Origin of the sequence: Geodermatophilus maliterrae (genome assembly GCF_041018925.1) — a bacterium.
Classification (GTDB): Bacteria; Actinomycetota; Actinomycetes; order Mycobacteriales; family Geodermatophilaceae; genus Geodermatophilus; species Geodermatophilus maliterrae.
Genome location: NZ_JBFNXQ010000007.1, coordinates 46055 through 70191 on the forward strand (window position 1 = coordinate 46055; position 24137 = coordinate 70191).

Annotated in this window: 28 protein-coding genes; 10 read left to right on the forward strand and 18 right to left on the reverse strand. The window is 75.9% G+C overall.

Annotation, left to right across the window (positions count from 1 at the left end; genetic code table 11):
• Positions 1 to 4: 4 nt before the first annotated feature.
• Complete coding sequence (locus tag ABQ292_RS04005; RefSeq protein WP_369203454.1) at positions 5 to 874, forward strand: class I SAM-dependent methyltransferase; 870 nt, start codon at positions 5 to 7, stop codon at positions 872 to 874.
• A gap of 4 nt (positions 875 to 878) precedes the next feature.
• Here the strand turns inward: ABQ292_RS04005 and ABQ292_RS04010 are convergent, their stop codons facing one another.
• Positions 879 to 1886, reverse strand: coding sequence for a helix-turn-helix domain-containing protein (locus tag ABQ292_RS04010; protein ID WP_369203456.1), 1008 nt, complete (start codon positions 1884 to 1886; stop codon positions 879 to 881).
• 81 nt (positions 1887 to 1967) lie between these two features.
• Between ABQ292_RS04010 and ABQ292_RS04015 the strand changes: the two genes are divergently transcribed.
• Entirely contained in the window at positions 1968 to 2180 is a 213-nt protein-coding gene (locus tag ABQ292_RS04015) for a hypothetical protein (protein WP_369203458.1), read from the forward strand.
• A 10-nt stretch (positions 2181 to 2190) separates the two neighbouring features.
• Positions 2191 to 2412 carry a DUF3072 domain-containing protein gene (locus tag ABQ292_RS04020; RefSeq protein WP_369203460.1) on the forward strand — a complete coding sequence of 74 codons (222 nt, stop codon included), beginning with the start codon at positions 2191 to 2193 and terminating at the stop codon, positions 2410 to 2412.
• Between the two features lie 94 nt (positions 2413 to 2506).
• Here ABQ292_RS04020 and ABQ292_RS04025 read toward each other — a convergent pair whose 3' ends face one another.
• Both ABQ292_RS04025 and ABQ292_RS04030 read right to left on the reverse strand, forming a co-directional pair.
• On the reverse strand, positions 2507 to 3187 hold the full coding sequence (locus ABQ292_RS04025) for a winged helix-turn-helix domain-containing protein (protein ID WP_369203462.1): 681 nt from the start codon (positions 3185 to 3187) through the stop codon (positions 2507 to 2509).
• Complete coding sequence (locus ABQ292_RS04030; protein ID WP_369203464.1) at positions 3184 to 4413, reverse strand: sensor histidine kinase; 1230 nt, start codon at positions 4411 to 4413, stop codon at positions 3184 to 3186. Before ABQ292_RS04030 ends, ABQ292_RS04025 begins: the two co-directional genes overlap by 4 nt.
• Before the next feature lie 223 nt (positions 4414 to 4636).
• Here ABQ292_RS04030 and phoU point away from each other — a divergent pair, with 223 nt between their 5' ends.
• Positions 4637 to 5305: a phosphate signaling complex protein PhoU gene (phoU, locus tag ABQ292_RS04035; protein WP_369203466.1), complete on the forward strand. Its 669-nt coding sequence runs from the start codon at positions 4637 to 4639 to the stop codon at positions 5303 to 5305.
• Positions 5306 to 5368: 63 nt separating this feature from the next.
• Here the strand turns inward: phoU and ABQ292_RS04040 are convergent, their stop codons facing one another.
• The 5 genes from ABQ292_RS04040 to mshA form a co-directional block, all read right to left on the reverse strand.
• The gene (locus ABQ292_RS04040) at positions 5369 to 6133 is read right to left on the reverse strand and encodes a phosphoglyceromutase (RefSeq protein ID WP_369203594.1); all 765 of its coding nucleotides are present in this window, start codon (positions 6131 to 6133) and stop codon (positions 5369 to 5371) included.
• Positions 6134 to 6239: 106 nt separating this feature from the next.
• Positions 6240 to 6542 carry a hypothetical protein gene (locus ABQ292_RS04045; protein ID WP_369203468.1) on the reverse strand — a complete coding sequence of 101 codons (303 nt, stop codon included), beginning with the start codon at positions 6540 to 6542 and terminating at the stop codon, positions 6240 to 6242.
• Between the two features lie 48 nt (positions 6543 to 6590).
• Positions 6591 to 8192, reverse strand: a complete 1602-nt coding sequence (locus tag ABQ292_RS04050; RefSeq protein WP_369203470.1) for an MFS transporter — start codon at positions 8190 to 8192, stop codon at positions 6591 to 6593.
• Entirely contained in the window at positions 8189 to 8785 is a 597-nt protein-coding gene (locus ABQ292_RS04055; protein WP_369203478.1) for a type III secretion system chaperone family protein, read from the reverse strand. Before ABQ292_RS04055 ends, ABQ292_RS04050 begins: the two co-directional genes overlap by 4 nt.
• On the reverse strand, positions 8782 to 10122 hold the full coding sequence (gene mshA, locus ABQ292_RS04060; protein WP_369203480.1) for a D-inositol-3-phosphate glycosyltransferase: 1341 nt from the start codon (positions 10120 to 10122) through the stop codon (positions 8782 to 8784). Before mshA ends, ABQ292_RS04055 begins: the two co-directional genes overlap by 4 nt.
• An 86-nt stretch (positions 10123 to 10208) precedes the next feature.
• Here mshA and ABQ292_RS04065 point away from each other — a divergent pair, with 86 nt between their 5' ends.
• Both ABQ292_RS04065 and ABQ292_RS04070 read left to right on the forward strand, forming a co-directional pair.
• Positions 10209 to 10997 (forward strand): SDR family oxidoreductase, encoded by a 789-nt coding sequence (locus ABQ292_RS04065; RefSeq protein ID WP_369203482.1) that lies wholly within the window; start codon positions 10209 to 10211, stop codon positions 10995 to 10997.
• Complete coding sequence (locus tag ABQ292_RS04070; RefSeq protein ID WP_369203484.1) at positions 10984 to 11499, forward strand: GNAT family N-acetyltransferase; 516 nt, start codon at positions 10984 to 10986, stop codon at positions 11497 to 11499. Before ABQ292_RS04065 ends, ABQ292_RS04070 begins: the two co-directional genes overlap by 14 nt.
• A 13-nt stretch (positions 11500 to 11512) precedes the next feature.
• Here the strand turns inward: ABQ292_RS04070 and ABQ292_RS04075 are convergent, their stop codons facing one another.
• Complete coding sequence (locus ABQ292_RS04075; RefSeq protein ID WP_369203486.1) at positions 11513 to 12514, reverse strand: UDP-N-acetylmuramate dehydrogenase; 1002 nt, start codon at positions 12512 to 12514, stop codon at positions 11513 to 11515.
• A gap of 59 nt (positions 12515 to 12573) precedes the next feature.
• Between ABQ292_RS04075 and ABQ292_RS04080 the strand changes: the two genes are divergently transcribed.
• From ABQ292_RS04080 to ABQ292_RS04090, 3 genes are read left to right on the forward strand one after another with little or no spacing between them, the layout of a single operon-like run.
• Positions 12574 to 13431, forward strand: a complete 858-nt coding sequence (locus ABQ292_RS04080; RefSeq protein ID WP_369203488.1) for a class I SAM-dependent methyltransferase — start codon at positions 12574 to 12576, stop codon at positions 13429 to 13431.
• The gene (locus tag ABQ292_RS04085) at positions 13428 to 14288 is read left to right on the forward strand and encodes a spermidine synthase (RefSeq protein WP_369203490.1); all 861 of its coding nucleotides are present in this window, start codon (positions 13428 to 13430) and stop codon (positions 14286 to 14288) included. Before ABQ292_RS04080 ends, ABQ292_RS04085 begins: the two co-directional genes overlap by 4 nt.
• 50 nt (positions 14289 to 14338) lie before the next feature.
• Positions 14339 to 14542 (forward strand): PspC domain-containing protein, encoded by a 204-nt coding sequence (locus ABQ292_RS04090; RefSeq protein ID WP_369203492.1) that lies wholly within the window; start codon positions 14339 to 14341, stop codon positions 14540 to 14542.
• Between the two features lie 33 nt (positions 14543 to 14575).
• Here ABQ292_RS04090 and ABQ292_RS04095 read toward each other — a convergent pair whose 3' ends face one another.
• The 9 genes from ABQ292_RS04095 to murD all read right to left on the reverse strand — a co-directional run bounded on the left by ABQ292_RS04095 (position 14576) and on the right by murD (position 22456).
• Entirely contained in the window at positions 14576 to 14860 is a 285-nt protein-coding gene (locus ABQ292_RS04095; RefSeq protein WP_369203494.1) for a DUF2516 family protein, read from the reverse strand.
• A gap of 214 nt (positions 14861 to 15074) precedes the next feature.
• Positions 15075 to 15830, reverse strand: coding sequence for a hypothetical protein (locus tag ABQ292_RS04100; protein WP_369203496.1), 756 nt, complete (start codon positions 15828 to 15830; stop codon positions 15075 to 15077).
• Positions 15827 to 16381 carry a helix-turn-helix domain-containing protein gene (locus ABQ292_RS04105; protein ID WP_369203498.1) on the reverse strand — a complete coding sequence of 185 codons (555 nt, stop codon included), beginning with the start codon at positions 16379 to 16381 and terminating at the stop codon, positions 15827 to 15829. Before ABQ292_RS04105 ends, ABQ292_RS04100 begins: the two co-directional genes overlap by 4 nt.
• An 87-nt stretch (positions 16382 to 16468) precedes the next feature.
• Positions 16469 to 17509, reverse strand: coding sequence for an asparaginase (locus tag ABQ292_RS04110; RefSeq protein WP_369203500.1), 1041 nt, complete (start codon positions 17507 to 17509; stop codon positions 16469 to 16471).
• The gene (locus ABQ292_RS04115; RefSeq protein WP_369203502.1) at positions 17506 to 18072 is read right to left on the reverse strand and encodes an RsiG family protein; all 567 of its coding nucleotides are present in this window, start codon (positions 18070 to 18072) and stop codon (positions 17506 to 17508) included. Before ABQ292_RS04115 ends, ABQ292_RS04110 begins: the two co-directional genes overlap by 4 nt.
• Positions 18069 to 19178, reverse strand: a complete 1110-nt coding sequence (gene ygfZ, locus ABQ292_RS04120) for a CAF17-like 4Fe-4S cluster assembly/insertion protein YgfZ (protein WP_369203504.1) — start codon at positions 19176 to 19178, stop codon at positions 18069 to 18071. Before ygfZ ends, ABQ292_RS04115 begins: the two co-directional genes overlap by 4 nt.
• Positions 19175 to 19630 carry a Fur family transcriptional regulator gene (locus ABQ292_RS04125; RefSeq protein ID WP_369203507.1) on the reverse strand — a complete coding sequence of 152 codons (456 nt, stop codon included), beginning with the start codon at positions 19628 to 19630 and terminating at the stop codon, positions 19175 to 19177. Before ABQ292_RS04125 ends, ygfZ begins: the two co-directional genes overlap by 4 nt.
• Before the next feature lie 131 nt (positions 19631 to 19761).
• Positions 19762 to 21102 (reverse strand): MurL-like N-terminal domain-containing, encoded by a 1341-nt coding sequence (locus ABQ292_RS04130; RefSeq protein ID WP_369203509.1) that lies wholly within the window; start codon positions 21100 to 21102, stop codon positions 19762 to 19764.
• Complete coding sequence (gene murD, locus ABQ292_RS04135; protein ID WP_369203511.1) at positions 21086 to 22456, reverse strand: UDP-N-acetylmuramoyl-L-alanine--D-glutamate ligase; 1371 nt, start codon at positions 22454 to 22456, stop codon at positions 21086 to 21088. The genes ABQ292_RS04130 and murD overlap by 17 nt, the downstream gene beginning before the upstream one ends.
• Before the next feature lie 130 nt (positions 22457 to 22586).
• On the opposite strand from murD, the gene nhaA reads away from it, so the two are divergent.
• Positions 22587 to 23939 carry a Na+/H+ antiporter NhaA gene (nhaA, locus tag ABQ292_RS04140; protein WP_369203513.1) on the forward strand — a complete coding sequence of 451 codons (1353 nt, stop codon included), beginning with the start codon at positions 22587 to 22589 and terminating at the stop codon, positions 23937 to 23939.
• Positions 23940 to 24137: the final 198 nt, after the last annotated feature.

The following is a 24137-nucleotide window of genomic DNA, read 5'->3' on the forward strand; positions in this document are numbered from 1 at the left end:
CCGCGTGACTGCCCCGGTGACCTGGACGGCCGAGGACACCGAGGAGGTCGACTGCTGCCTCTGCGGCGTGCGCGGTCGGCTCGTGCACGACCTCGCCCCCTTCGGCGTCGTGCGCTGCCCGCGGTGCGGCCTGGTCTTCGTCAGCCCGCGGCTGCGCCCCGAGGCCCTGCAGCGGCTCTACGACGACGTCGGCTACTTCGAGGGCGGCGTGTACGGCGGCGGGGTCGACGGCGGCGGGGTCGACGGCGGGGGTGAGGACGGCGGCGGCCCCGCGGTCGCCGACGGCCGGTTCGACCCCGCGATGCTGCTGCAGCGCACCTGGACGGCGGGCCGGCTCGCGCTGCTCGACCGGGTGCGCGGCCGCGGCCCGGACGGCCGGCTGCTGGAGGTCGGCGCCGGCTACGGCCTGTTCCTCGACGCCGCCCGGCAGGCCGGCTGGGAGACCAGCGGGGTGGAGCTGTCGCGCACCGGCGCCCGGCACGCGCGGGAGACGCTCGGCCTCGACGTCTTCTGCGGTCAGCTCGCCGACGCCCCGCTGCGCCCCGGCTTCGACGTCGTCTGCGCGTGGGACACCGTGGAGCACGTGCCCGACCCGCTCGACTTCTGGCGCAGCGCCCGGTCGCTGGTGGCCGACGACGGCGTCGTGCTGTTCTCCACGCCCTACGTCTCGTCGCTGCCCGCGCGCCTGCTGGGCACCCGCTGGTGGACGCTCAAACCGGCCGAGCACATCTGGCACTTCACCCCGCGCACCCACGCGGTGCTGCTGTCCCGCGCGGGGCTGGCGCTCACCCAGGTGGTCCGCAACCCGCTGGCCCCGGCCAACGCCGGGCGGCTCGACTCCCTGGTCGGCGTGGCCCGGCCGGTCCCGCTGTGACCCCTCAAGCGGCGTCGCCGTCGTCGCGCGCCGCCCGCACGACCGCGCCGGTGCGGAAGGTCTGCCGGTAGGTCCGCGGCGACACGCCACGACGGCGGGCGAACTGCTCGCGGAAGCCGGCGGCGGTGCCGAAGCCGACCAGCCGGGCGACCTCCTCGACGGAGGCGTCGCTGCCCTCGAGCAACGTCTCGGCGGCGGACAGCCGCTGGTCGAGCAGCCAGGCGTGCGGCGTCGTCCCGGTGGTGGCCTTGAACCGGCGGGCGAAGCTGCGCGGGCTCATCAGGGCCCGCCGGGCGAGCACCTCGACGCTGATCTCCTCCGCCAGGTGCGCCCGGGCCCAGTCGAGGACGAGGCCGAGCAGGTCGTCCTCGCAGCGGGCGACCGGGGTGTCGATGAACTGCGCCTGCCCGCCGTCGCGGTGCGGGGGGACGACCATCTCGCGGGCCAGCGCGGTCGCCGCGGTGGAGCCCCACTCGCGGCGGACGAGGTGCAGGAGGGCGTCGACGCCGCTCGCCGTTCCGGCACCGGTGATGATCGTGCCCTCGTCGACGTAGAGCACCCGCGGGTCGACCTCGACGGCCGGGTAGCGGGCGGCCAGCTCGCCGGCGTAGCGCCAGTGCGTGGTGGCCCGTCGCCCGTCGAGCAGGCCGGCCGCCGCGACGACGAACGCGCCGGTGCAGTGGCTGACGATCTGGCCGCCGCGGGCGTGCACCGCCCGCAGCGCGTCGAGGACCGACGGCGGCACGGGTGCCGAGAGCTTCTCCCAGGCGGTCACGAGGACGATGTCGGACACCGTCAGCCGCTCGAGCCCGTGCTCCACGTACAGCGCCAGGCCGGTGTCGGTGCGCACGATGCCCGGGCGGTCGGTGACGACGGCGAAGTCGAAGCGCGGCAGGCCGAAGCGCGTGTAGTCGTAGCCGAAGACCTCGGCGGCCACGCCCAGGCCGAAGGCCCCCAGGACGCCGTCACCGGCGAGCAGGCTGACGACGAGCGGACGGTCGGTTCCGGTCACCGCGCCATCATGGCAGGAACGACGCGGACCATGTCACTCCTGCCACTCGTCGCGGCACCGGGACCGGCGCAGGCTGGTCCCGTGCTGCTGATCACCTGCCCCGTGACCCGGACCGACGAGCTGGTCGCAGACCGGCGCATCCGATCGGTCGCCAACCACCCGACGCACGTCGCGCTGTCGGTGGAGTGCCCCTCCTGCGGGAGCGTGCACGTCTACCGGACCGGCCGGCGCTGGGAGGAGGCGCGTGCCGTCCGCGCCGCCGCCCGACCTGCGGCGGAGCTGACCTCCGCCTAGACTCGAACACATGAGCGAAGAGAACGTCAACACCGGCCAGGCCGGCGACCCCACCGCCGAGAAGGACCCGTCGGACTGGGTGACCGGCGACGAGCCCGCCACCGGGGCGCAGAAGAGCTACCTGCACACCCTGGCGCGCCAGGCCGGGGAGGACGTGCCGGAGGACATCACCAAGGCCGACGCGTCCCGCAAGATCGACGAGCTGCAGGAGGAGACCGGCCGGGGCAACTGAGCCCCCGGCCGGCCCCCGGCCCCAGTCACGGCCCCGTCCCGGGCCCCGCCCTGAGCCCGCGAAGGGTGGGGAGGACGGGGTCCTTCCACCTTTCTCAGGTCTCGAACTTGTAGCCCAGCCCCCGCACGGTGACCAGGTGCTTGGGGTTGGCCGGGTCCGGCTCGATCTTGGCGCGCAGCCGCTTGACGTGGACGTCGAGGGTCTTGGTGTCGCCGACGTAGTCCGAGCCCCAGACCCGGTCGATGAGCTGGCCGCGGGTGAGCACCCGTCCGGCGTTGCGCAGGAGCAGCTCGAGCAGGTCGAACTCCTTGAGCGGCAGCGCCACCGGCTCGCCGTCCACGGCGACGACGTGCCGCTCGACGTCCATGCGCACCGGGCCGGCCTCCAGCGTGCCGTCGGCCGGGGCCTCGGCGTCCCCGCGCCGACGCAGGACGGCGCGGATGCGCGCGACCAGCTCGCGTGCCGAGTACGGCTTGGTGACGTAGTCGTCGGCGCCCAGCTCCAGGCCCACGACCTTGTCGACCTCGGAGTCCTTGGCCGTCAGCATGATGATCGGGACGTTGCTGCGGGAGCGCAGCGCCCGGCAGACCTCCGTGCCAGGCAGCCCGGGCAGCATGAGGTCGAGCAGCACGACGTCGGCGCCGGCGCGGTCGAACTCGGCCAGCGCGTCGGGGCCGGTGGGGGCCACCACCGCCTCGAAGCCCTCACGGCCGAGCATGTAGGACAGCGCGTCGGAGAAGGACTCCTCGTCCTCCACCACCAGCACTCGGGTCATGGGCGTCCTTCCTGGAACTGACCGGCGACGGCATCGGGCGCCGTGCCGGCGGGTTCGGGTGAGTCGGGGTCGGGAGGCGTCTCGGCTGCCAGCGGGATGCGCAGGGTGAAGGTCGAGCCGAGGCCCTCCTCGCTCCACACGGTGACCGAGCCGCCGTGGTTGCTGGCCACGTGCTTGACGATGGCCAGGCCCAGCCCGGTGCCGCCGGTGCTGCTGGCCCGTGACTGGTCGACCCGGTAGAAGCGCTCGAAGACCCGCCCGCGGTCCTGGCGCGGGATGCCGATGCCGCTGTCGGTCACGGCGATCTCGGCGAAGCCCGAGCGGGCCCGCGCGCCGACGGCGATGCGGGTGTTCTCCGGGCTGTAGGCCACCGCGTTGGCCAGCAGGTTGGTCACCGCTGTCGCCAGCTGCGCCTCCACCCCGCGCACGACCAGCCCCGGCCGGCCGCCCACGGCGATGGTGATGCCCTTGGCGGCGGCGGCGAGGCCGGTGCGGTCGACCGCCTCGGCCAGGACGGTGTCGACGTCGACCGGGACCAGCTCCGGCAGCGGCTCGGCGCCCTGCAAGCGGGACAGGTCGATCAGCTCGCGGACGAGGCGCGCCAGCCGGTCGGCCTCGTGCGCCATGCGGGCGGCGAAGCGCTGCACGGTCTCCGGGTCGTCGGCGGCGCCCTGCATGGCCTCGGCCAGCAGCCCCAGAGCGCCGACCGGCGTCTTGAGCTCGTGGCCGACGTTGGCCACGAAGTCCCGGCGGACGGCCTCCACCCGGCGGGCCTCGGTGACGTCCTGCAGCACCAGTGCCACCGGCCCGGAGGTCGGTGGCGGGCCGCTGCCCAGCCGCACCGCGTGGACCCCGACCGTGTGCGGTCCGGTGCCGACCAGATCACCGGGCAGCCGCACGTCGGCCCGGCGGCTGCCCGAGGTGCGCGCGTCGCGCGCCAGGCGCAGCAGCTCGGGGACCAGCAGGCGGCGGTCGCGGACGATGCCGAAGCCGCGCGCGGCGGGATTGGCCAGCACGACGGCCTCGTCGGCGTCGAGGACGAGCACCGCGGGGTCCATCAGGTCGAGCAGGCGGCGGGCGAGCTGGGCCTCCCGGGCCGCTCCGGCATCGGGTTCGCCGACGCCCCGCTCGGGCACGGCGGACCGGCGGCGCGCGAGCAGGACGACGGCGGCCGCGACGAGGGCGCCGACGACGAGGCCGGCCACGAGGGCGACCAGCGGGCTCACAGGGGCGATGCTAGGCCGCGCCGCGCTCCGGGCATCCCCCGTGCGAGTGGTCACGGGGCCGCCGACGGGGACTGTTCACGTGGCCGTGCCCGCTCGTTCACCAGGTGGGGATCTCCATCGCGCTCACACCTCCTACCCTCGAGTTCCAGACGTCGGCGCACCGGATGCAGACGGCGACCGGAGCGCTGCCCGCCTCGCCGCGGCCGGCCACGAGGAGGACCCCGTGCGGGAGCACTACCGCGAAGAGCTCGAGGACATCAACACGTGCCTGGTGGAGATGGCCAACTCGGTGGGCTCGGCGATGAGCAAGGCGACGACCGCCCTGCTCGACGCCGACGTGACCCTCGCCGACCTGGTCATCGCCGGGGACGAGCACGTCGACGCGGTGCGCGAGAGCCTCGAGGAACGCTGCTTCACCCTGCTGGCCCGGCAGCAGCCGGTCGCCACCGACCTGCGCACGATCACCACCGCGATGCGCATCGTCGCCGACCTCGAGCGCATGGGCGACCTCGCCGCCCACGTGGCCAAGCTGGCCCGGATGCGCTTCCCCGAGTCCGCCGTGCCCGCCGAGGTGCGGCCGATCTTCCTCGAGGCCGGCCACGTCGCGCAGAGCCTGGTCACCAAGACCGGCGCGGTGATCGCCAAGCTCGACGTCCAGGCGGCGACCGAGCTCGAGAGCGACGACGACCTCATGGACGCGCTGCACCGCCAGCTGTTCACCGAGCTGCTCAGTCCCGACTGGCCGCACGGCATGGAGTCGGCCATCGACATCACGTTGCTCGGCCGCTACTACGAGCGCTTCGCCGACCACGCGGTCAGCGTCGCCCGCCGCGTCGTCTACCTGGTCACCGGCGAGCGGGAGATGCACGCTGTGGGATCGCACGCCGGGTGATCGGTCGGCCCACCGGCCTCCACCGCCACGACGTGCCGTCCCGGCTCGTCGTGTCCGTGCGTCCTACTTCTTGCCCTGGTTCTTGACGGCCTCGATGGCGGCTGCGGCGGCGTCGGGGTCGAGGTACTCACCGCCGGGCTTGACCGGCCTGAGGTCGGCGTCGAGGTCGTAGCGCAGCGGGACGCCGGTGGGGATGTTGAGCCCCACGACCTCGTCCTCGCCCATGCCGTCGAGGTGCTTCACCAGCGCGCGCAGGCTGTTGCCGTGGGCGGCGACCAGCACGGTCGCGCCGGTGCGCAGGTCCGGCACGATCGCGTCGTACCAGTACGGCAGCATCCGGACGACGACGTCGGCCAGGCACTCGGTGGCCGGGCGCACCTCCGGCGGCAGGAAGCCGTAGCGCGGGTCGGCGTCCTGGGAGTACTCGCTGCCGGCCTCGATCGGCGGGGGCGGGGTGCTGTACGAGCGGCGCCAGACCATGAACTGCTCCTCGCCGTACTCGGCGAGCGTGGCGGCCTTGTCCTTGCCCTGCAGCGCGCCGTAGTGCCGCTCGTTGAGCCGCCACGACCGGCGCACCGGGATCCACTGCCGGTCGGCGGCGGCCAGGGCGAGCTCGGCGGTGGTGATGGCCCGCTTGAGCAGCGACGTGTGCAGCACGTCGGGCAGCAGGCCCTGCTCGGCGAGCAACTGCCCGCCGCGGGCGGCCTCGGTCCGGCCCTTCTCCGACAGCTCGACGTCGACCCACCCGGTGAAGAGGTTGGCCTTGTTCCACTCGCTCTCGCCGTGGCGGAGCAGGACCAGGGTCCCCGGGGAGGTCACCGCAGACATCGTCACGGGCCCATCCTGCCCGACCGGCTCCGTCGAGGCACTGGAACGGCACTACTGCAGGGTCCCGCTGCGAGCCGGCGGGCGGCAGGGGGAGGGTGGTCCTTCCTCAGGCGGTCACCAGCGGCCACAGCACCCACGCCTCGTACAGCGCCGGCGGTGCGAGGCCGGCCAGCAGCCACGGGCTGCGCACCCGGCGGGCCGCGCCCCAGCGCACCGCGGCCACCAGCGCCACGCAGCAGGTGACGGCGACGACCAGCCACAGCGCGGTCGCCACGACGTCGACCACGAAGAGCTGGGCGAACACCAGCTGCACCGCGCACAGCAGCAGCGGGTACACCAGGCCGGAGGCGGCCACGACGCCGATCAGCGCGCGGCCCAGGCGCTCCTGCGCGGCGGGATGGTCCTGCACGGGCCCCACGCTAGGGCCCGGTCCCGTCCCCGTCCCCCGTCCCGACGCTCACGACGAGGACGGCGCCGCGCGGGCCGGCGCGCGTCGTCCCGGCAGCCAGACCAGGACGACGACCGCGGCGACCGCCGAGGCGGCGGCCGTCCCGACGGCGGTGACGTGCATGGCCGAGACGAACGCCTCGCGCGCGGGCTCGACCAGCGCCTCGGCCGCCGCGGCCGCCTCCTCGTTCCCGGACGCGCGGGCCTGCGCCGCGGTGGTCCGCGCGCTCTCCAGCGTGGCCGCGATCGAGGTGCTCGCCTCGGCGCGCAGCGGCGCCGGCAGCACGTCGACGGCCCGGCCGATGTTCGCCGCGTAGGCGGTGGCGAGCAGCGAGCCGAGGATGGCCACGCCGAGGGCGCCGCCGACCTGGCGGACGGTGTTGTTGACCGCGGCGCCCGCCCCGGCCTTCTCCCTCGGCACCACCGACATGATCGACTCGGTGGCCGGCGCCATGACCGCACCCATGCCCAGGCCCTGCACGCTCAGCGTGGTGAGCAGCAGCCACAGCGGGGCGGCCTGGTCGAGCAGCTGGAAGCCCAGGAACGACAGGGTGATGAGCACGAACCCGCCGGCGCAGACGGCCTTGGCGCCGTACCGCTCGGCCAGTCGGGAGCTGCGCGGCGCCATGAGCGCCATCCCCAGCGCGACCGGGATGAGCGCCGCACCCGACTGCAGGGGGTCGTAGCCGCGGGCGCCCTGCAGGTAGTAGACGAGGTAGAAGGTCGCGCCCATCAGGGCGAAGAAGTTCAGGCCCAGCGCCGCGGCCGCCGCGGAGAAGGCGGGCAGGCGGAACAGCGAGACGTCGAGCGCCGGGTGCGCCGAGCGACGCTGCAGCCAGACGAACAGCGCCATGAGCGCTGCCCCGCCCAGCAGCGGCACCAGCACGCCCGGCGTCGTCCAGCCCACGCCCGAGCCACCGTGGATGAGCCCGTAGACCAGGCCGGCCAGGGCGGCGATCGACAGCAGCACGCCGGGGACGTCGAGGCGGCCGGGGTCCGGGTCGCGCGACTCCGGCACGAACGCCAGCGTGCCCAGGACGCCGACGACGGCCACCGGGACGCCGATCAGGAAGATGCCGCCCCACCAGGAGTGGGTGAGCACCAGGCCGCTGGCCAGCGGACCCCCGGCGACCGCGAGCCCCGCGGTGGCCGCCCAGATGCCGATGGCGCGGCCGCGCTCGGTCGGCGGGAAGACGTTGGTGATGACGGCGAGCGTCGTCGGCTGCACGGCCGCGCCGCCCACGCCCATCACCGCCCGCCAGGCGATGAGCTCCAGCGGACTGCTGGAGAACGCGGCGAGCACCGACCCCGCGGCGAAGACGCCCAGCCCGATGAGCAGGACCTTCCGGCGGCCGATCCGGTCGCCGATGACGCCCCAGGAGAACAGCAGCCCGGCGAAGACGACGATGTAGGCGTCCACGGCCCACTGCAGCTCGCCCTGGGTGGCGCCGAGCTCGCGCTGCAGCGTCGGGATGGCCACGTTGAGCGTCGTGTTGCCCGTGATCACCACGAGCAGGCAGACGGTCATGGTGGCGAGCACCCACCACCGCCGGGCGTGGCCGGGGCGCTCGTCGGCGCCGACGGCCGCGCGGTCCCGCTCGGTCGCGGTCACGCCCCGCCGTCCGGGCTGTCCCCTCCCCCGGCCGGTGCACCGCCGCCGTCGCCGTCGTCCCGGCGGGAGCCGGCCTGGGCGAAGGCGGCGAAGGCCTCGAGGTTGCGCAGCGACTCCCCGCGCTTGACCCGCCACTCCCACTCCCGGCGGATCGAGGTGCCGAAGCCGATCTCGAGCATCGTGTTGAAGTGGTCGTCGGCGTAGCTGAGGACGGCGCCCAGCACCCGGTCGAGCTCCTCGGGCGTCACCGCGGCGTGCGGGAGGCGGCCGGTCAGGTAGACGTCGCCGACCCGGTCCACCGAGTAGGCGACGCCGTACATGCGGGCGTTGTGCTGCAGCAGGTAGGTCCACAGCTGCTCGCGGTTCTCGTCGGGCTGGCGGCAGACGAAGGCCTCCACCCGCAACGCGTGCTCACCGACGATCAGCCCGCACACCGTCTTGAGCTTCTTCGTGCCGGGCAGGTCGACCAGCCACCGGCCGGGCGTCGGGTGCTCGTGCACCAGCTCGCTGTCGCGCAGCGTCCGGTCGATGACCGCGTCCAGCGAGGCGACGACGTCGGCCCGGGCGGGCCGTTCCTGGCCGTCCCGGCTCACCAGGCCACCTGCGTCCCGGGCACCGGCCACAGCACGCCGTGCACCCGCTGGCGGCGGGCCGCGGCAGCCGTCGCGGCGGCCATCTCGGTGGCCGCGGAGGCGTAGGCCGCGACCAGGGCGTCGGCGGTGCGCTCCCAGGAGAAGTCGCTCGCGTGCCGGCGGGCGCCGGCGGCCAGCAGCGGCCGGCGGGCCAGCACCGAGCGGACGGCCGCGGCGTAGGCGGCCGGGTCGCGGCCGTCGACCAGCACCCCGGAGACGCCGTCGCGCACGGCGGTCAGCAGCCCGCCCACCGCGGCGGCGACCACCGGCGTTCCGCAGGCCTGCGCCTCGAGCGCGACCAGGCCGAAGGACTCGTTGTGGCTCGGGACGACGGCGACGTCGGCGGCCCGGTAGTGCAGGGCCAGCCGGTCGGGGGCCTGCGGGGGCAGGAAGCGCACGCGGTCGGCGAGGCCGAGGCGCGCGGCCAGCTCCTCCAGGCGGCGCGGTGCCTCCAGGCCCGACCCGCTCGGTGCGCCGACCACGTGCACCTGCAGGCGGTCGCGCAGGGCGGGGTCGTCGTCGAGCATGCGGGCGGCCGCCTCGAGCAGCAGGTCGGGCGCCTTGAGCGGCTGGATGCGGCCGACGAAGGTCAGCACGACGGCGTCCGCGGGCACGCCCAGCGCGCGCCGGGCGGCGGCGCGGTCGCCGGGCCGGAAGCGGTCGAGGTCCACGCCCGGGGGGACGACGAGGGTGCGCCGCGGGTCGGCCCCGTAGTGCTCGACGAGCTGGCGGGCCTCCTCCTCGGTGTTGGCCACCAGCCGGTCGGCCTCGGCGACCACCTGCTCCTCGCCGATCACGCGGGCACGCGGCTCGGGCCGGTCACCGGCGGCCAGCGCGGCGTTCTTCACCTTGGCCAGGGTGTGCGCGGTGTGGATGAGCGGGACGCTCCACCGGTCGCGCGCCAGCCAGCCGACCTGCCCGGACAGCCAGTAGTGCGAGTGGACGACGTCGTAGTGCCCGGGCTCGTGCTGGGCCTCCTCGCGCAGGACGCCTGCGGTGAAGGCGCACAGCTGGGCCGGCAGCTCCTCCTTGCCCAGGCCCTCGAAGGGGCCGGCGCTGACGTGCCGCACGGTGACGCCGGGGCTCATCTCGACCACCGGCGGCAGGTCGCTGGAGGTGGCCCGGGTGAAGACGTCGACGGCGATGCCCCGGGCGGCCAGCCGGCGGGAGACCTCGACGATGTAGACGTTCATGCCCCCGGCGTCGCCGGCCCCGGGCTGGTCGAGCGGGCTGGTGTGCACCGAGATCGTGGCGACCCGTCGGGGCGTGCGGGGGTGCAGGAAGCGGCGAGCGGGCACTCCGACCTCCCGCCTCCGGCGCGTCCCCGGGCGCCGGGCGGCACCCCTGTCGACTCACCAGTCTGCAACAGCGCCAGGATGGCCACATGCCCGGTCCTGCCGACGCCATCCCGCCCCCTGCCCGACCGCTCCCCGGCACCGGCCGCACCGCCGTCGTCACCGGCGCCTCCAGCGGCATCGGCGCGGCCACGGCCGCCCGGCTGGCGGCCGAGGGCTTCGACGTGGTCCTGGGTGCCCGCCGCCTCGACCGGCTGACCGAGCTGGCGGACGGCATCGGCGCCCGGGCCCTCCCGCTCGACGTCACCGATCCGGTGTCGGTGGACGCGTTCGTGGCGGAGCTGCCGCGGGTCCACGTCCTGGTGAACAACGCCGGCGGCGCCTTCGACGCCAACCCGGTGGCCGAGGCCGACCTGGACTCGTGGGCGCGCACCTACGAGGTCAACGTGCTCGGCACCGTCCGTCTGACCAAGGCGCTGCTGCCGGCGCTGCGGGCCTCGGGCGCGGGTGACGTGCTGTTCGTCGGCTCCACGGCGGGCCTGGTCAGCTACGAGGGCGGTGCGTCCTACACCGCCGCCAAGCACGGGGTGCACACGCTGGCGGAGACGTTGCGGCTGGAGCTGGTCGGCGAGCCGGTGCGGGTCATCGAGATCGCGCCCGGGATGGTGAGGACCGAGGAGTTCACCCTCAACCGGGTCCGCGACCGGGAGCGGGCCGAGGCCGTCTACCGCGGGGTGCGCGAGCCGCTGGTGGCCGAGGACGTCGCCGACTGCATCGCCTGGACGCTGACCCGCCCGCACCACGTCAACGTCGACCTGCTGGTGGTCCGCCCGCGCGCCCAGGCCGCCCAGCACAAGGTGGCCCGTGAGCCCGAGTGACCGCCGTCCGCTCGTCCGGGAGGCGACGGACGACGACTGGCCGGCCATCCACCCGTTCTTCCGGTCGGTGGTCGACGCCGGGCGCACCTACGCCTACCCGGCGGGGCTCTCGCTGGAGGAGGCCCGGCCGCTGTGGATGGAGCGGCCGCCCGGGCGGACGGTCGTCGCCGTCGACGGGGACACGGTGGTCGGCAGCGCCAAGATGGGGCCCAACCGGCCCGGGCGCGGGTCGCACGTCGCGACGGCCAGCTTCCTCGTCGACCCGGCCGTCCAGGGTCGCGGCGCGGGGCGGGTGCTGGGCGAGCACGTCGTCGCGTGGGCGCGGGACGCCGGCTACCGCGGCATCCAGTTCAACGCCGTCGTCGAGACGAACGCCCCTGCGGTCGCGCTGTGGCGGTCGTTGGGGTTCGAGGTGCTGTGCACCGTGCCGGGCGCCTTCGACCACCCCGAGCACGGCTACGTCGGCCTGCACGTGATGTTCCTGAGCCTCACCCGCCGCTGAGTCCGGGCGGCGGCTACAGCCGCGTCGGCTCCGGGACCAGGGTGACGCCGAACCGCTCGCGGACGGCGGCGACGACGCGCTCGGCGAAGGCCATGAGCTCGGCCGCGGTCGCCCCGGGCTCGGTGGTGAGCGCCAGGCTGTGCCGCGACGACGTCCCCACCCGCCCGTCGCGGGTGCCGCGGCCGAAGCCGGCCGACTGCACCAGCCAGGCGGCGCTGAGCTTGACCTGCCCGTCCCCGGCCGGCCAGCTCGGGCAGCCCGGCACCGCCTGCTCCGCCGGCACCACGGGGTTGGTGAAGAACGACCCGGCACTGCGGGTGTCGGGGTCGGCCGGGTCGACCACCATCCCCTTGCCGCGGCGCAGGTCGAGCACGGCGGCGCGGACGTCGGCCAGCGGCGCCCGCCCGCCCAGGTCCACGCCCAGCCGCTTGGCGAGCTCGGCGTAGCCGACCGGCCGGGACAGCGGCCCGGGGTCGAGCGTGAAGTCCACGGTGAGGACGACGAAGCGGCCGGGCTCGCGCTTCAGGCGGCTGTCGCGGTAGCCGAAGGCACACTCGTCCGGGGTCAGCGTCCGCTCGGTCTTCTCGGCGCGGTCGTAGACGCGCACCGCGGTGATCGTCTGGGCGACCTCCTGGCCGTAGGCGCCGACGTTCTGCACCGGTGTCGCGCCGGTCGAGCCGGGGATGCCCGAGAGGGCCTCCATCCCGGCCAGCTCCTCCTCGACGGTCCCCGCGACCAGGTCGTCCCAGTCCTCGCCGGCCTGCACCCGGAGCATGTCGCCGTGCCGATCGACACCCCGGCTGCGGACCGCGACGACGTCGCCGTCCCACCCGTCGTCGGGGGCGACCAGGTTGGAGCCGCCGCCGAGCACCAGCAGCGGCCGCCCGGCCTCGTCGGCCTCCCGCACGGCGGCGACCAGCTCGTCGGGGTCGGTGACCTCGACCAGCCGGTCGACGGGACCACCGACCCCCAGGGTGGTGAGGTCGGCGAGACGGGCGTCGGAGCGGACGAGCACCGCCCCAAGGTAGCCGCGGTGCGCCAGTCGGCTCCGGGGGCGGACTACCCTCGGGGCCGGTGAGCGAGGGGGGCAGCGAGCACAAGCGCCGGGCGAGCCTCGCTGCCCGGCGGGCCAACCCCCGGCTGGCCGCGGGACGGGCGCGCGCCCTGGGCCTGCCGACCCGCGGGACCACGAACGCGAACCGGCTGCGCCGCGTGGACCGCTGGATCCAGGCCACCCAGGTGCCGCGGATCCGGGACGCCGCCCGGCCGCTGGTGGTCGACCTCGGCTACGGCTCCTCGGCGGTGACCACGCTGGAGCTGGCCGATCGGCTGACCCCGGAGGTGCCCGGTCTCGAGGTGGTCGGCCTGGAGATCGACCCGGCCCGGGTGGCCGCCGTCGCCGTCGACCGCGACCCGCCGCGGGTGGACTTCCGCGTCGGCGGCTTCGAACTCGCCGGGCTGCAGCCGGTGCTGGTCCGGGCGTTCAACGTGCTGCGCCAGTACGACGAGGCCTCGGCGGCGCAGGCGTGGGAGACCATGTGCGCCGCGCTGGGCCCCGGCGGGCTGCTGGTGGAGGGCACCTGCGACGAGTGGGGACGGCGGGCGTCGTGGGTGGCGCTCGACGCCGACGGGCCGCTCACGCTCACCCTCGCCGCGCGGGTGGCCGACCTCGACCGCCCCTCCGACCTCGCCGAGCGGCTGCCGAAGGCGCTGATCCACCACAACGTCCCGGGCCGGCCGGTGCACGGCTTCCTCCGCGCCCTCGACGCGGCGTGGGCCGCCGCGGCCGGGCTGTCGACCTTCGGCCCGCGCCAGCGGTGGACGGCGGCGGTGCAGGCGCTGGCCGACGAGGGCTGGCCGCTGGTCGGCTCCACCCGGCGCTGGAAGCACGGGGAGCTGACCGTCCGCTGGTCAGCGGTGGCGCCCGCGTGAGGCGCCCCGACCGCCCCTCCGTCATCCCGCCCGGTCCCACCGCGGTCGGCGGCGGCACCGCCGAGCTCCTGGGCGACGCCGACCGCGACGGCTCCTGGGTGCTGGTGGTCGACGGCACCCCGCAGTCGCACGTCGACCTCGACGACCCCGCGCACCTGGAGTTCGAGTACGTGCGGCGGATGGGCCACGTGCTGGACCTGGCGGCGCCGGAAGGGGCGCCGGTGGACGCCGTCCACCTCGGCGGGGGTGCGCTGACGCTGGCCCGCTACCTGGCGGTGACACGGCCGGGCTCGCGGCAGCGGGTGGTGGAGCTCGACGAGCGGCTCACCGACCTGGTCCGCGCGCACCTGCCGCTGCCGCGCGGCGCGCGGGTGCGGGTGCGGGCCACCGACGCCCGCGCCGGGCTGGCGGCGCTGCCGCCGCGCAGTGCCGACGTCGTGGTGAGCGACGTCTTCGCCGGCGCCCGGACGCCGGCGCACCTGACCACGGTCGAGTACGCCGCCGAGGCGCGGCGGGTGCTGCGGCCGGACGGCGTCCTCGCGGCCAACGTGGCCGACGGCCCGCCGCTGCGGTACGCGCGTGGCCAGGTGGCCACGCTGCGCGCGGTGTTCCGGCACGTGTGCGTGCTCGCCGAGCCGGGCACGCTGCGCGGCCGCCGCTTCGGCAACCTGGTGGCGGTTGCTTCGGACGCGCCCCTGCCGGTCGAGGGGCTGGTCCGGCGCTGCGCCGGTGACCCGATGCCGGCGCGGGTGGTGGCCGGGAACGACCTGGACCGGTTCGCGGGGACGGCGCAGCCGGTGCACGACGCCGACGCCGCGCCCTCGCCCGAGCCGCCTCCGGGTGTGTTCAGCCGTTGACCAGGGTCTTCCCCGATGCCCGGGCCCACGGCCGCGCCTAGGGTCGGGACATGACCCTTCCCGCTCCGCGCCGACTGGCCCGCGACACCCGCCACAAGATGATCGCCGGGGTCTGCGCCGGCATCGCCCGCCGCTACGGCCTGTCGACCAGCGGGCTGCGACTGGCCTTCGTCGTCTCCTGCGTCCTGCCCGGTCCGCAGTTCATCGCCTACCTGGTGCTGTGGGCGATCATGCCCCGCGACGACCGGCACTGAGCTGCTCCGTGGCCGGCGCGGCCGGCCACGGGGTCACCAGCTGCTGTTGCCCCGCTGGACCCCGCGCACGGCGGGGCGCACGTCGACGAGGTAGACGACCGCCGCGATGACCGCGGGCAGGCCGAGGAAGCTCATCGGCGTCTGGAAGTAGATGACGACCGCGGCCAGGGCCGTGATCGCCGCCCAGGCCGGCTTGGTGAGCTTGCCGGCGGCGACGTAGCCGGCGGCCGGGCGGACGACGGCGTCGACGAAGGCCCAGAGGGCCAGCGCCAGCGCGAGCCCGTACAGGCCGAGGAGCAGGACCCCGTCGAACGACATGCCCAGAGGGTACCCGCCGGGTGCGTCCCGGTGACCCCTCCGACGGGGGATCCGCCGAGACGGCACAGGGCCCCGGAGCGCAGGTGCAGCTCCGGGGCCCTGGGCCTGTGGCCCCCTCCGGGGCAGTGCCCCGAGCGGGTGAGGTGAGGCAACGGCCCCCTCGCAGGCGCCCGCGCCGAGCGGAGCGAGGCGTGGCGGGGGAGGGGGTCCTTCCTCAGTCGGTGCTCTTGGCGGTGCGGGCGCGGCTCACGCGCGCCGAGGTGCCCTTGGTGCCGGAGGTCTTCGCGGCCGGGGTGGCGCGCTTGCCCGGCTTGCGGGCGGCCTTGGCGGCGGTCTCGTCCACGGTCTCGGCGGTCCCGTCGATCGCCGCCTTGGCGGACTCGGCGGCCTCGTCGACGGCGGCCTCGGCCTTGGCGGCGGCCTTGGCGGTCCTCGCGGCGGCCTTCTGGACCAGCGAGGTGACCTCGTCGGAGGCCTCGCTCACGGCCTCGGCGGTCTCCTCGATGACCTCGTCGACGGCGTCCTCGACGCGGTCGACGACCTGCTCGGCCCGGCCGGCGAACCGGCGGAAGGCCGGCTGACGGCGCAGCTCCTCCAGGACGTCGGCGCCGCGGTCGGCCAGCGCCTCGACGGTGCTGACAGCCTGCGTGCGGGCGGTCTCGAGCAGCTCGGCCACGGTGCCGGCGACGGCGTCGGGGCGGACGGCACCGGCCAGCTGGCGGCTGTTGGTGCGGGCCTGGACGACGGCCTCGCGGGCGCGGTCGGCGGCCTGCTCGGCGCGGGTGCGGGCCTCCTTGGCGGCCAGGTCGACCTGGACCTGGGCCTCGCCGGGAAGGGCCACGGCGCGCGAGCGCAGCGAGGCGATCACGGTGCGGGCCTGCTCGACGGCGAGGTCACCGGCGCCGACGGCGGCCAGGAGCGGAGTGCGGCCGCGCTCGGCGACCTGCTCGAGGAGGGAGGGGCTGGTCATGCTGACTCCTTGGAGGGCTTCGGGGCCGGAGGGGTCCCGGGGGTGTGGTCGTGGGTGGTGCCGGTGGTGCGGGGTGGCCGCGGTACCGCGCCGTCGGGCGCGGTCGCGGCGTGCTCGCGGACGTAGGTCTCGTACAGCTCCAGCAGGACGGCCTTGTGCCGCTCGGAGAGCAGGTCGTCGGACCGGATCGCCGCGACGGTGTCGGGGTTGCCGGCCCGCCGGTCGAGGATCCCCGCCTGCTCGTAGAGCGTCTCGGCCGAGATCTGCAGACCCTTGGCGATGGCGGCGAGGATCTCCGCCGACGGCTTGCGCAGGCCCCGCTCCACCTGGGACAGGTAGGGGTTGCTCACGCCCGCGGTGCGGGCCAGCTCGCGCAGGGAGACCCGGGCGGCACTGCGCTGCTCGCGGATGTACTCCCCCACCTGCGAGCGCACCGACGAGACCTGCTGGGCCTCGGCCGCGACGGTCTCCGCCACGCTGCCGGCGAGCTGGTCCACCTTGTCGCGGACCGACCTCACCTGACCGGTGACGAACTCGCCAGGGCTCTGCACGACACGACGTTAACCAGCACTGCTAGCTCTTGCAAGCGCAAGAGCTAGCACCCGCCCGTGAGTCCCCTCACACCCGCGTGTCGCTGCTCAGCCGAGGAGGACGGCGGCCGCGCGGACCTCGCCGACCACGCCGTCGCCGCCGGTCACCGGGGTGACCGTCCAGCGCGACAGCGCCCCGGCGTCCACGCCGAGCAGGCGCAGGCCGGCGGCGAGCACCGGGGCCCGCCCGCGGTCGCCGCCGTCGTCGAGCTTGAACGCGACCGCGCCCCGGCCGGGCAGGGCGGCGACGTGCACGCCGTCGGCACCGCCCTTGACCAGCAGACCGGGGACGGCGGTCATGAGGTCGGTGTCCTCCCGGCCGGTGCCGGCGACGTACCAGGGGTGCTCCCGGACCGCGTCGGCCACCGCGCGCTCCGGGCTCCCCGCCGGCGCAGCCACCAGCGAGCCGGTGCCGCGGGCGAGCCCGGTCAGGGACAGCCCGTGCTGCGGCGCGCCGCACCCGTCGACGACGACGGCGGCGACCGGCTCACCGGCCGCCGCGGCCAGCCGGGCCTCGATCGCCTGCTGCAGCGGGTGGTCCCGCGCGAGGTAGCCCTGCGTGGGCCAGCCGGCGGCCACGCACGCGGCCAGCATGGCGGCGTGCTTGCCGGAGCAGTTCATGGCCAGCCGTTCGGGCTCGCGGCCGGCGACCAGCCAGGCGGCGCGGGTGGGCTCGTGGCCGGGCAGCGCCGGCGGGCAGCCGAGCGCCTCGGGGCCCAGCCCGGCGGCGGCCAGGACGGTCGCGGCGAGGTCGCGGTGGCCGTCCTCCCCCGTGTGCGAGCCGGCGGCGACGGCCAGCTCCTCGCCGGAGCGGGGCCGCCAGCCGGCGGCCAGGTAGGTGGTGGCCTGCACGGGCTTGTTGGCCGAGCGCGGCAGCACCGGCCGGTCGACGTCGCCGGCCGACCAGCGCACCTCCCCGTCGGGACCGACGACGACGAGCGCGCCGCGGTGCACCGACTCGAGGAACCCCGAACGCCAGACCTCGGCGAGGACGGGAGCGTCGGGCCACGGAGGTGAGGTGGTGGAACGGCCACGCTCCAGGGGCCCGCGCCGAGCCTGCGAGGCGTGGGGAGGAGCGTGGTCCTTCAACGGCCCTCGTCGGCCAGCAGGGCGGCGACGTCGGCCTCGCCGTTGCGGTAGCGGCGGGCCAGCTCGCCGGCGAGGGTGTCCATGACCTGCTGGACGCCGCGGCGCCGCTCGGACAGCGAGCCCTCGGCGGCGGCCAGCGAGCGGGCGGCCCGCTCGAGGTCGGCGTCGGGCAGCTCGGGGACCGCCGACAGGTCGACGTCGGGCGTCAGGCCGTTCACCCAGGACTCGTAGTCGCCGGGCGAGGCCGGCTGCACCGTCTGGTGCCGGCCCAGGCCGTGCGCGGGGCCGCGGCCCTTCTCGGCGAGGATCTCCGGCAGCAGGTCCAGCAGCGAGCGGCCGTCGTGCTCGGCGCGGCGCTGCAGCTCGCGGCGGACGATGTCGAGCCGGCCCTGCAGCAGCCGCCGCGTGTAGGAGAGGTTGACCTCCTCCTGCTCGGCCCGGCGGCGCAGCACCCGCACCTCGGACATGGGGCGCGACTCCACGCCCTCCAGGAAGCCGGGGGCCAGCAGCGCGTCGACGGGCGGCCCACCGGCGGGGGGCGGCTCGGGGCTCACGGAGGTCACCGCCCGATGGTGGCAGACCGGACGGCCCGGACCCGGTCGCGGGCCGCGACCCGGGTGTCGTCGAGCGCGTCGCGGGCGTCGTCGGGGTCGAGCGCGGCCCGCGAGCCGCCCACGGTCAGCTCGGTGTCGAGGGTCACCGACCGCTTGACCAGGGCGAGCGCGACGACGCCGAGCTCGTGGTGGCGGACGACGGTGCCGGTGCGACCGACCTCGCGGGTGCCGGCCAGCACCGGTGTCCCCGGGACGGGCAGGTCCTCGCTGACACCGTCGAGGTGCAGCAGGACCAGCCGCCGGGGCGGCCGGCCGAGGTTGTGCACGCGGGCGACGGTCTCCTGCCCGCGGTAGCAGCCCTTCTCGAGGTGGACGGCGGTGGACAGCCACTCCAGCTCGTTGGGGATGGTGCGGTGGTCGGTGTCGGTGCCCAGCCGCGGCCGGCGGGCCTCGACCCGCAGCGCCTCGTGGGCGTCGACACCAGCGGCACGGGCGCCCGCCGCGGTCAGCGCGTCGGCGCGGGCGGCCAGGTCGGCCCGGGGCACGAGCAGGTCGAACGCCGTCGCGCCGCCGTCGCCGAGGGCCGGCACCCGGCGGACCCATCCGTCGTCCGGGAGGGCCGCGACGGCGTACGGCGCGTCCGGTGCCGGCAGCCCGGCCGCGGCCAGCACCTCCGGCGAGCGGGGGCCGACCAGCGAGAGCAGCGCCCACGCGTCGGTGACCAGCGCCGGCTCCACCCGGAGCATGAACCGCATCCGGTCGAGGAAGGTCTGCAGCGCGGCACCCGTGCCCGGCTCGACGTCGGCCCAGGTGGTGCCGCCGAGCTCGGCGAGGACGAGGTGGTGCTCGACGTGGCCGTGCGGCGAGAGGACCAGCGCCTCGGTGCCGGTGCCGTCGGCCAGCCGCTCGAGGTGCTGGCTGGTCAGGCTGTGCAGCCAGGTCAGCCGGTCGGCGCCGGGGACGGTGAGGACGTCGCGATCGCTGCGGTCGACCAGGCCGGCGCCCTCGGCGAGCAGCCGCTGCTCGCGCAGCGGGTCGCCGTGGTGCGCGGCGACGGTCGAGCCCTCGGCGACGACGGCACCCGGCCGCGCGGCGAGGGGTGAGGTGGTGGTCATGCGTTCTCCGTCCCGGACTCTCGGCAGCGGCGGCACGTGCCCGACAGCGCGACGTGCCCCACGTCCACGGTGAAACCGAGATCGGCGGCCAGACGTTCCGCCGCCTGGTCGAGCAGCGACGGGTCGGCCGAGGCGATGTCCCCGCAGGAGGCGCAGACCACGTGCAGGTGGGGGTGCTCGGAGGCGTGGTAGACCGGCGCCCCCTTGCCCAGGTGGGTGTGCCAGACCAGGCCGAGCTTCTCGAGCAGCTCGAGGGTCCGGTAGACGGTGGAGGTGTCGGGCGCCGCGCCGCCGGGCCCGGCCTGCTCGCGCAGCCGCGCGCCGATGGCCTCGGGGGTGGCGTGGTCGAGCTCCGCGACGGCGGCCAGGACCTGCTGGCGCTGGGGCGTCAGCCGCAGGCCCTGGGCCCGCAGTCGCTCGGCCAGCGGTGCAGGGCCGTGCTCGGTCGTCACGGGGTCGAGCCTATGTCCCGGCTCCCGTGCAGGGTCCCGCCGCGAGCCTGCGAGCGGTGGGGGCACGGGGGTCCTTCATCCCTCCGCCCCCACGCCTCGCACGCTCGGCGCGGGTCCCTGCAGAGGGGCCGTCAGGCGACGGCGCTGCGGGAGCCGGCGAGCACCTGCCGCAGCGCCTCGAGGTACCGCTCGGGGACCGCGTGCCCTCCGCGCGGGGCGAGGAACCGCGCGACGGTGGCGCCGGTGACCTCGGCGGCCGCGGCGGCCTCCGCCCCGAGCAGCCGCACGACCGGGGCGTCCCCCCACGACCGGCTGGCCGCCAGGTGCGCCATCGCCGCCGCGCTCTCGGCCCGCTCCCCCACGCAGTCGAACGGCTTCTCCGTCGCCCACAGCTTCCGGAAGCCGTCGGCCAGCGAGGGGTCGGCCAGCGGGTTCCCGCCGAACATCCCCTCCGCCTCGGCCGGCCGGAGGAACACCGCGAAGCACAGGAAGGTGAACAGGCACTTGTCGCAGTGCAGGCACCAGCGCTGCTCGGCCTGCCCGCCCGTGTGCCGCTGGGTGTAGGAGCGGTTGCAGCTGAGGATGTCGGCGCGCAGCGGCAGCGCGGCGACGGCCGCGACGGTGGCCAGCTCCGACAGCTGCCGGGTGAGGCTGAAGTAGCCCACCCCGAGCTCCGCGGCGGCCGCGGCGAACAGCTGCTCGAAGGCGAAGGACTTCGAGTACTGGTGGTTGACGCTCGCGCCCCCGATCGTGAGCGTCTCCTCGTCGGCGGACCGCTCGTTGGCGAAGACCACGGGGCCGTGACCGCCGAGGACGGCGACCAGCGTCGAGATCGCCGAGTTGATCGCGGTCACCGGCACGTGCCCGTTGAGGCCGCCCTGCGCGGTGCGCTCGGCGAGCAGCGGGTCCAGGCGGCGGCGGACCTCGACCAGCGGCACCCCGGCGGCGCGGGCGACGTCGCGCTGCGCGCCGGTCGGGTTGATCGCCAGCGCGGTCCCGTCGGGGATCACGACGAGGGCGAGCGCGGAGTCCTTGCCGCCGCCCACCGGCAGCAGCGCGCCGCGGCCGCCGCCGGTCCCGGCCTGTTCGGGCTCCCACAGCTCGGCGTCGAACTCGACCCGGTGCGGCACCGGCAGCCGGTTGACCGCGGCGAACTCCCCCAGCCCGTCGGTGTAGGCGGCCTGCGCGACGGCGAGCTGGGCGGCGGTGACCGCTCCCTCGACGACGACCCGGCCCGGCGCGGCGAGCTTGTAGTAGCTGGTGCCCATGACCAGGTGCACGAGGTCCAGCGCGGGGGAGGCGTGGAAGGGCACCGGGCCGGTCAGCAGCGACGGGTCCAGGGTCAGCCGCTCGGTGAACTCGTCCTCGCCGAGGCGGTAGGTGAAGGCCGCCTCGCCGGTCGCGGGGTCCAGCGACCGGCCGGCGACGACGAAGGTCCCGACGCCGGCGCGGGCGTCAGAGCGCTCGGACACGCTCGGCACCGGCGTCGACGAGGATCTGCTCATAGGTGGCTGCCAACTCCTCGAAGTCGCGGAAGCGGTTGTAGCTGGGGGCGCCGGGCGAGAGCAGGACGACCCCGCCGGGCGGCGTGGTCGCGCGCGCCGTCGCCACCGCCTCCTCCAGCGACGCCGTCTCGGTCAGGCGCACCGGGACGCCGGCGGCCTCCCGGCGGACGTCGGCGGCCAGCCGCGCCCCCGTGTCGGGGACGGTGACCAGCGCGACGGCGTCCCGCCGGGCCACCAACGTCCGGGCCAGGTCGGTGTAGTCCAGGCCGCGGTCCTGGCCCCCGGCGACGAGCGTGACCGGCCGCCCGGCGAGCGCGTCGAGAGCGGCGAGCACCGAGACCGGCGTGGTGCTCAGCGTGTCGTCGACGAAGGTGACCTCGCCGAGGGTGGCCACGGGCGAGAGCCGGTGCGGCAGCGCCCGGAACCCGGCGACGGCGGCGGTGACCGCGTCGGCGGTGGCGGCGAGGTCCAGGCCCGTCAGGGCGCAGGCGGCCAGCGCCACCTCGACGTTGCTGCGGTTGTGCGCGCCGGGCAGGTGTGCCGGCGCCAGGCGCGCGGCGAGGTCGGCGGGGACCACCTCGGCGGGGTCGACCAGCTGCGCCGCGTCGAGGTACCGCTGCGCCAGCGGCCGGGCCTGCGCGCTCACGGCCACCGAGCGCTCGGGGCAGGCGGTGAAGACGCGCAGCTTGTCCCGGTAGTAGGTCTGCACCGACCCGTGCCAGTCGAGGTGCTCGGGCGCCAGCGAGGTGAGCGCGCCGCGGCCGGTGAAGTCCGGGACGGCGGCGGCCTGGTAGCTGGAGACCTCGACGACGAGCGTCCGGTCGCCGATCCCGTCGAGGAGGACGTCGAGCAGCGGCGTCCCGATGTTCCCGGCGTGCACCGCCGGGCGGCCGGCCGCGGTGAGGACGGCGGCGGCCAGGGCGCTGGTGGTGCTCTTGCCCTTGGTGCCGGTCACGCAGAGCACCGGGACCCCGCGCCCGGCGGCCTCGGCCAGCGCGATCCCGGTGCCGGTGGTGACGACCGTGCGCTCGGCGATGAGGCGGGCGTCCTCCCGGTAGGGGCTGATGCCCGGCGACCGGACGACGACGTCGCACCCGGTGAGGTCCGCGACGTCGGTCGTCGCGGTCACCCCCGCGGGCAGCTGAACGGGGTCGACCGGGCGGCTGTCGACGACGAGCACCCCGGTGGCGCCGGCGGCCAGGGCGGCGCGGACGGCGGCGCGGCCCTCCCGGCCGTATCCCCAGACGCCCACGCGCCGGCCGGCCAGCTCCGCCGGCCGCAGGGACCGCTCCCGCGGGGGCGGTGCCGGGCGGGGGTCCACGGCGCCCACTCTACGGACCGGCCCCGTACACGGACGGCGACGACCGGCCCGCACCGGTAGGGTCGACCGGGGTGTGCCGGGAAGTCTGGTCGGCGGCGTCCGACCCGACCCCTCCCCAGGGAGCCACCCGATGACCGTCCCCCACGGCTCCACCCGCGTCTTCAGCCGGGGATCCTGGACCGAGACCCGCCGGATCGCCGACGTCCTGCGCAAGGAGACCGTCGGCGGCGTGCTGCTGCTCGTCGGCACCGTCGTGGCGCTCGTCTGGGCCAACTCGCCCTGGGCGGAGGTCTACGAGACCCTGCGTGACACCCGCGTGGGACCGGCGTCGCTGCACCTGGGCCTGACCCTGGGGACCTGGGCCGCCGACGGGCTGCTCGCGATCTTCTTCTTCGTCGCCGGCCTGGAGCTCAAGCGCGAGTTCGTCGCCGGCGACCTGCGTGACCCGCGCCGGGCGGCGCTGCCGGTGGCCGCGGCGGTCGGCGGGATGATCGTGCCGGCGGTGCTCTACGTGCTGGTCAACCTCGGCGCCGGCGGCGGCCTGCGCGGCTGGGCGATCCCGACGGCCACCGACATCGCCTTCGCCCTCGCCGTCCTGGCGGTCATCAGCACCCACCTGCCGAGCGGGCTGCGGACCTTCCTGCTCACCCTCGCCGTCGTCGACGACCTCTTGGCCATCACGATCATCGCGGTCTTCTACACGTCCTCGCTGGCCGCGGGCTGGCTGGCGCTGGCGCTGGTCCCGCTCGCCGTCTTCGCGTTCCTCGTGCAGAAGCGGGTCCGCTCCTGGTGGCTGCTGCTGCCGCTGGCGCTGCTCACCTGGGTGTTCGTGCACGAGTCCGGCGTGCACGCGACGGTGGCCGGCGTCCTGCTGGCCTTCACCGTCCCGGTGGTGCGCAGCCAGGCGGCGGGCGGCCCGGGCGCGGGGCCGGGGCTGGCCGAGCACCTCGAGCACCGCTTCCGCCCGATCTCGGCCGGCGTGGCGGTGCCCGTGTTCGCCTTCTTCGCGGCCGGCGTCACCGTCGGTGGGCTGTCCGGACTGGTCGAGTCGCTCGGCGACCGGGTGGCGCTCGGCATCGTCGTCGGCCTGGTCGCGGGCAAGGTGATCGGCATCGTCGGCGCCACGTGGCTGGTCACCCGGTTCACCCGGGCCGAGTTCGCCGACGACCTGGGCTGGCCCGACCTGGTCGGCATGGCGCTGCTCGGCGGGATCGGGTTCACCGTGTCCCTGCTCATCGGCGAGCTCGCCTTCGGCACCGGCAGCGAGCGCGACGACCACGTCAAGGTCGGCGTGCTGGTCGGGACCGTGCTGTCGGCCCTCATGGCCACCGTCGTGCTGCGGCTGCGCAACCGGCGGTACCGGCGGATCTACGAGCTGGAGCAGGTCGACGCCGACGAGGACGACATCCCAGACGTCTACCAGCGTGACCTCGAGGGTCCCGACGTCCCGGGGCGGCGCGAGCGGCCGTCCGCCGACGGCTGAACCACGTCGTTGCCGAACGCCCCGGGCCGTCGTACCGTCGAGGTACACGAGAGGGGAGGTGGTCCGACACATTGACTTCGTACAGGACTCGTGAGGTGGCTGTCCGCTAGCCGCCGTCCAGATGGGCCGCCCGTTCGGACTGGAACCCGAACGCCGGCATCCTGATCGCCCGTCCGTCGCACGGCGGCGAGCGAGAAC

What these genes read in the sequence shown, in the direction of transcription:
- ABQ292_RS04040 (WP_369203594.1), bottom strand. Translation starts at nt 6,133, where the DNA reads ATGTCTGCGGTGACCTCCCCGGGGACCCTGGTCCTGCTCCGCCACGGC.
- ABQ292_RS04100 (WP_369203496.1), bottom strand. Translation starts at nt 15,830, where the DNA reads ATGACCAGCCCCTCCCTCCTCGAGCAGGTCGCCGAGCGCGGCCGCACT.
- ABQ292_RS04020 (WP_369203460.1), top strand. Translation starts at nt 2,191, where the DNA reads ATGAGCGAAGAGAACGTCAACACCGGCCAGGCCGGCGACCCCACCGCC.
- ABQ292_RS04090 (WP_369203492.1), top strand. Translation starts at nt 14,339, where the DNA reads ATGACCCTTCCCGCTCCGCGCCGACTGGCCCGCGACACCCGCCACAAG.
- ABQ292_RS04065 (WP_369203482.1), top strand. Translation starts at nt 10,209, where the DNA reads ATGCCCGGTCCTGCCGACGCCATCCCGCCCCCTGCCCGACCGCTCCCC.
- ABQ292_RS04095 (WP_369203494.1), bottom strand. Translation starts at nt 14,860, where the DNA reads ATGTCGTTCGACGGGGTCCTGCTCCTCGGCCTGTACGGGCTCGCGCTG.
- ABQ292_RS04025 (WP_369203462.1), bottom strand. Translation starts at nt 3,187, where the DNA reads ATGACCCGAGTGCTGGTGGTGGAGGACGAGGAGTCCTTCTCCGACGCG.
- ygfZ (WP_369203504.1), bottom strand. Translation starts at nt 19,178, where the DNA reads ATGACCACCACCTCACCCCTCGCCGCGCGGCCGGGTGCCGTCGTCGCC.
- nhaA (WP_369203513.1), top strand. Translation starts at nt 22,587, where the DNA reads ATGACCGTCCCCCACGGCTCCACCCGCGTCTTCAGCCGGGGATCCTGG.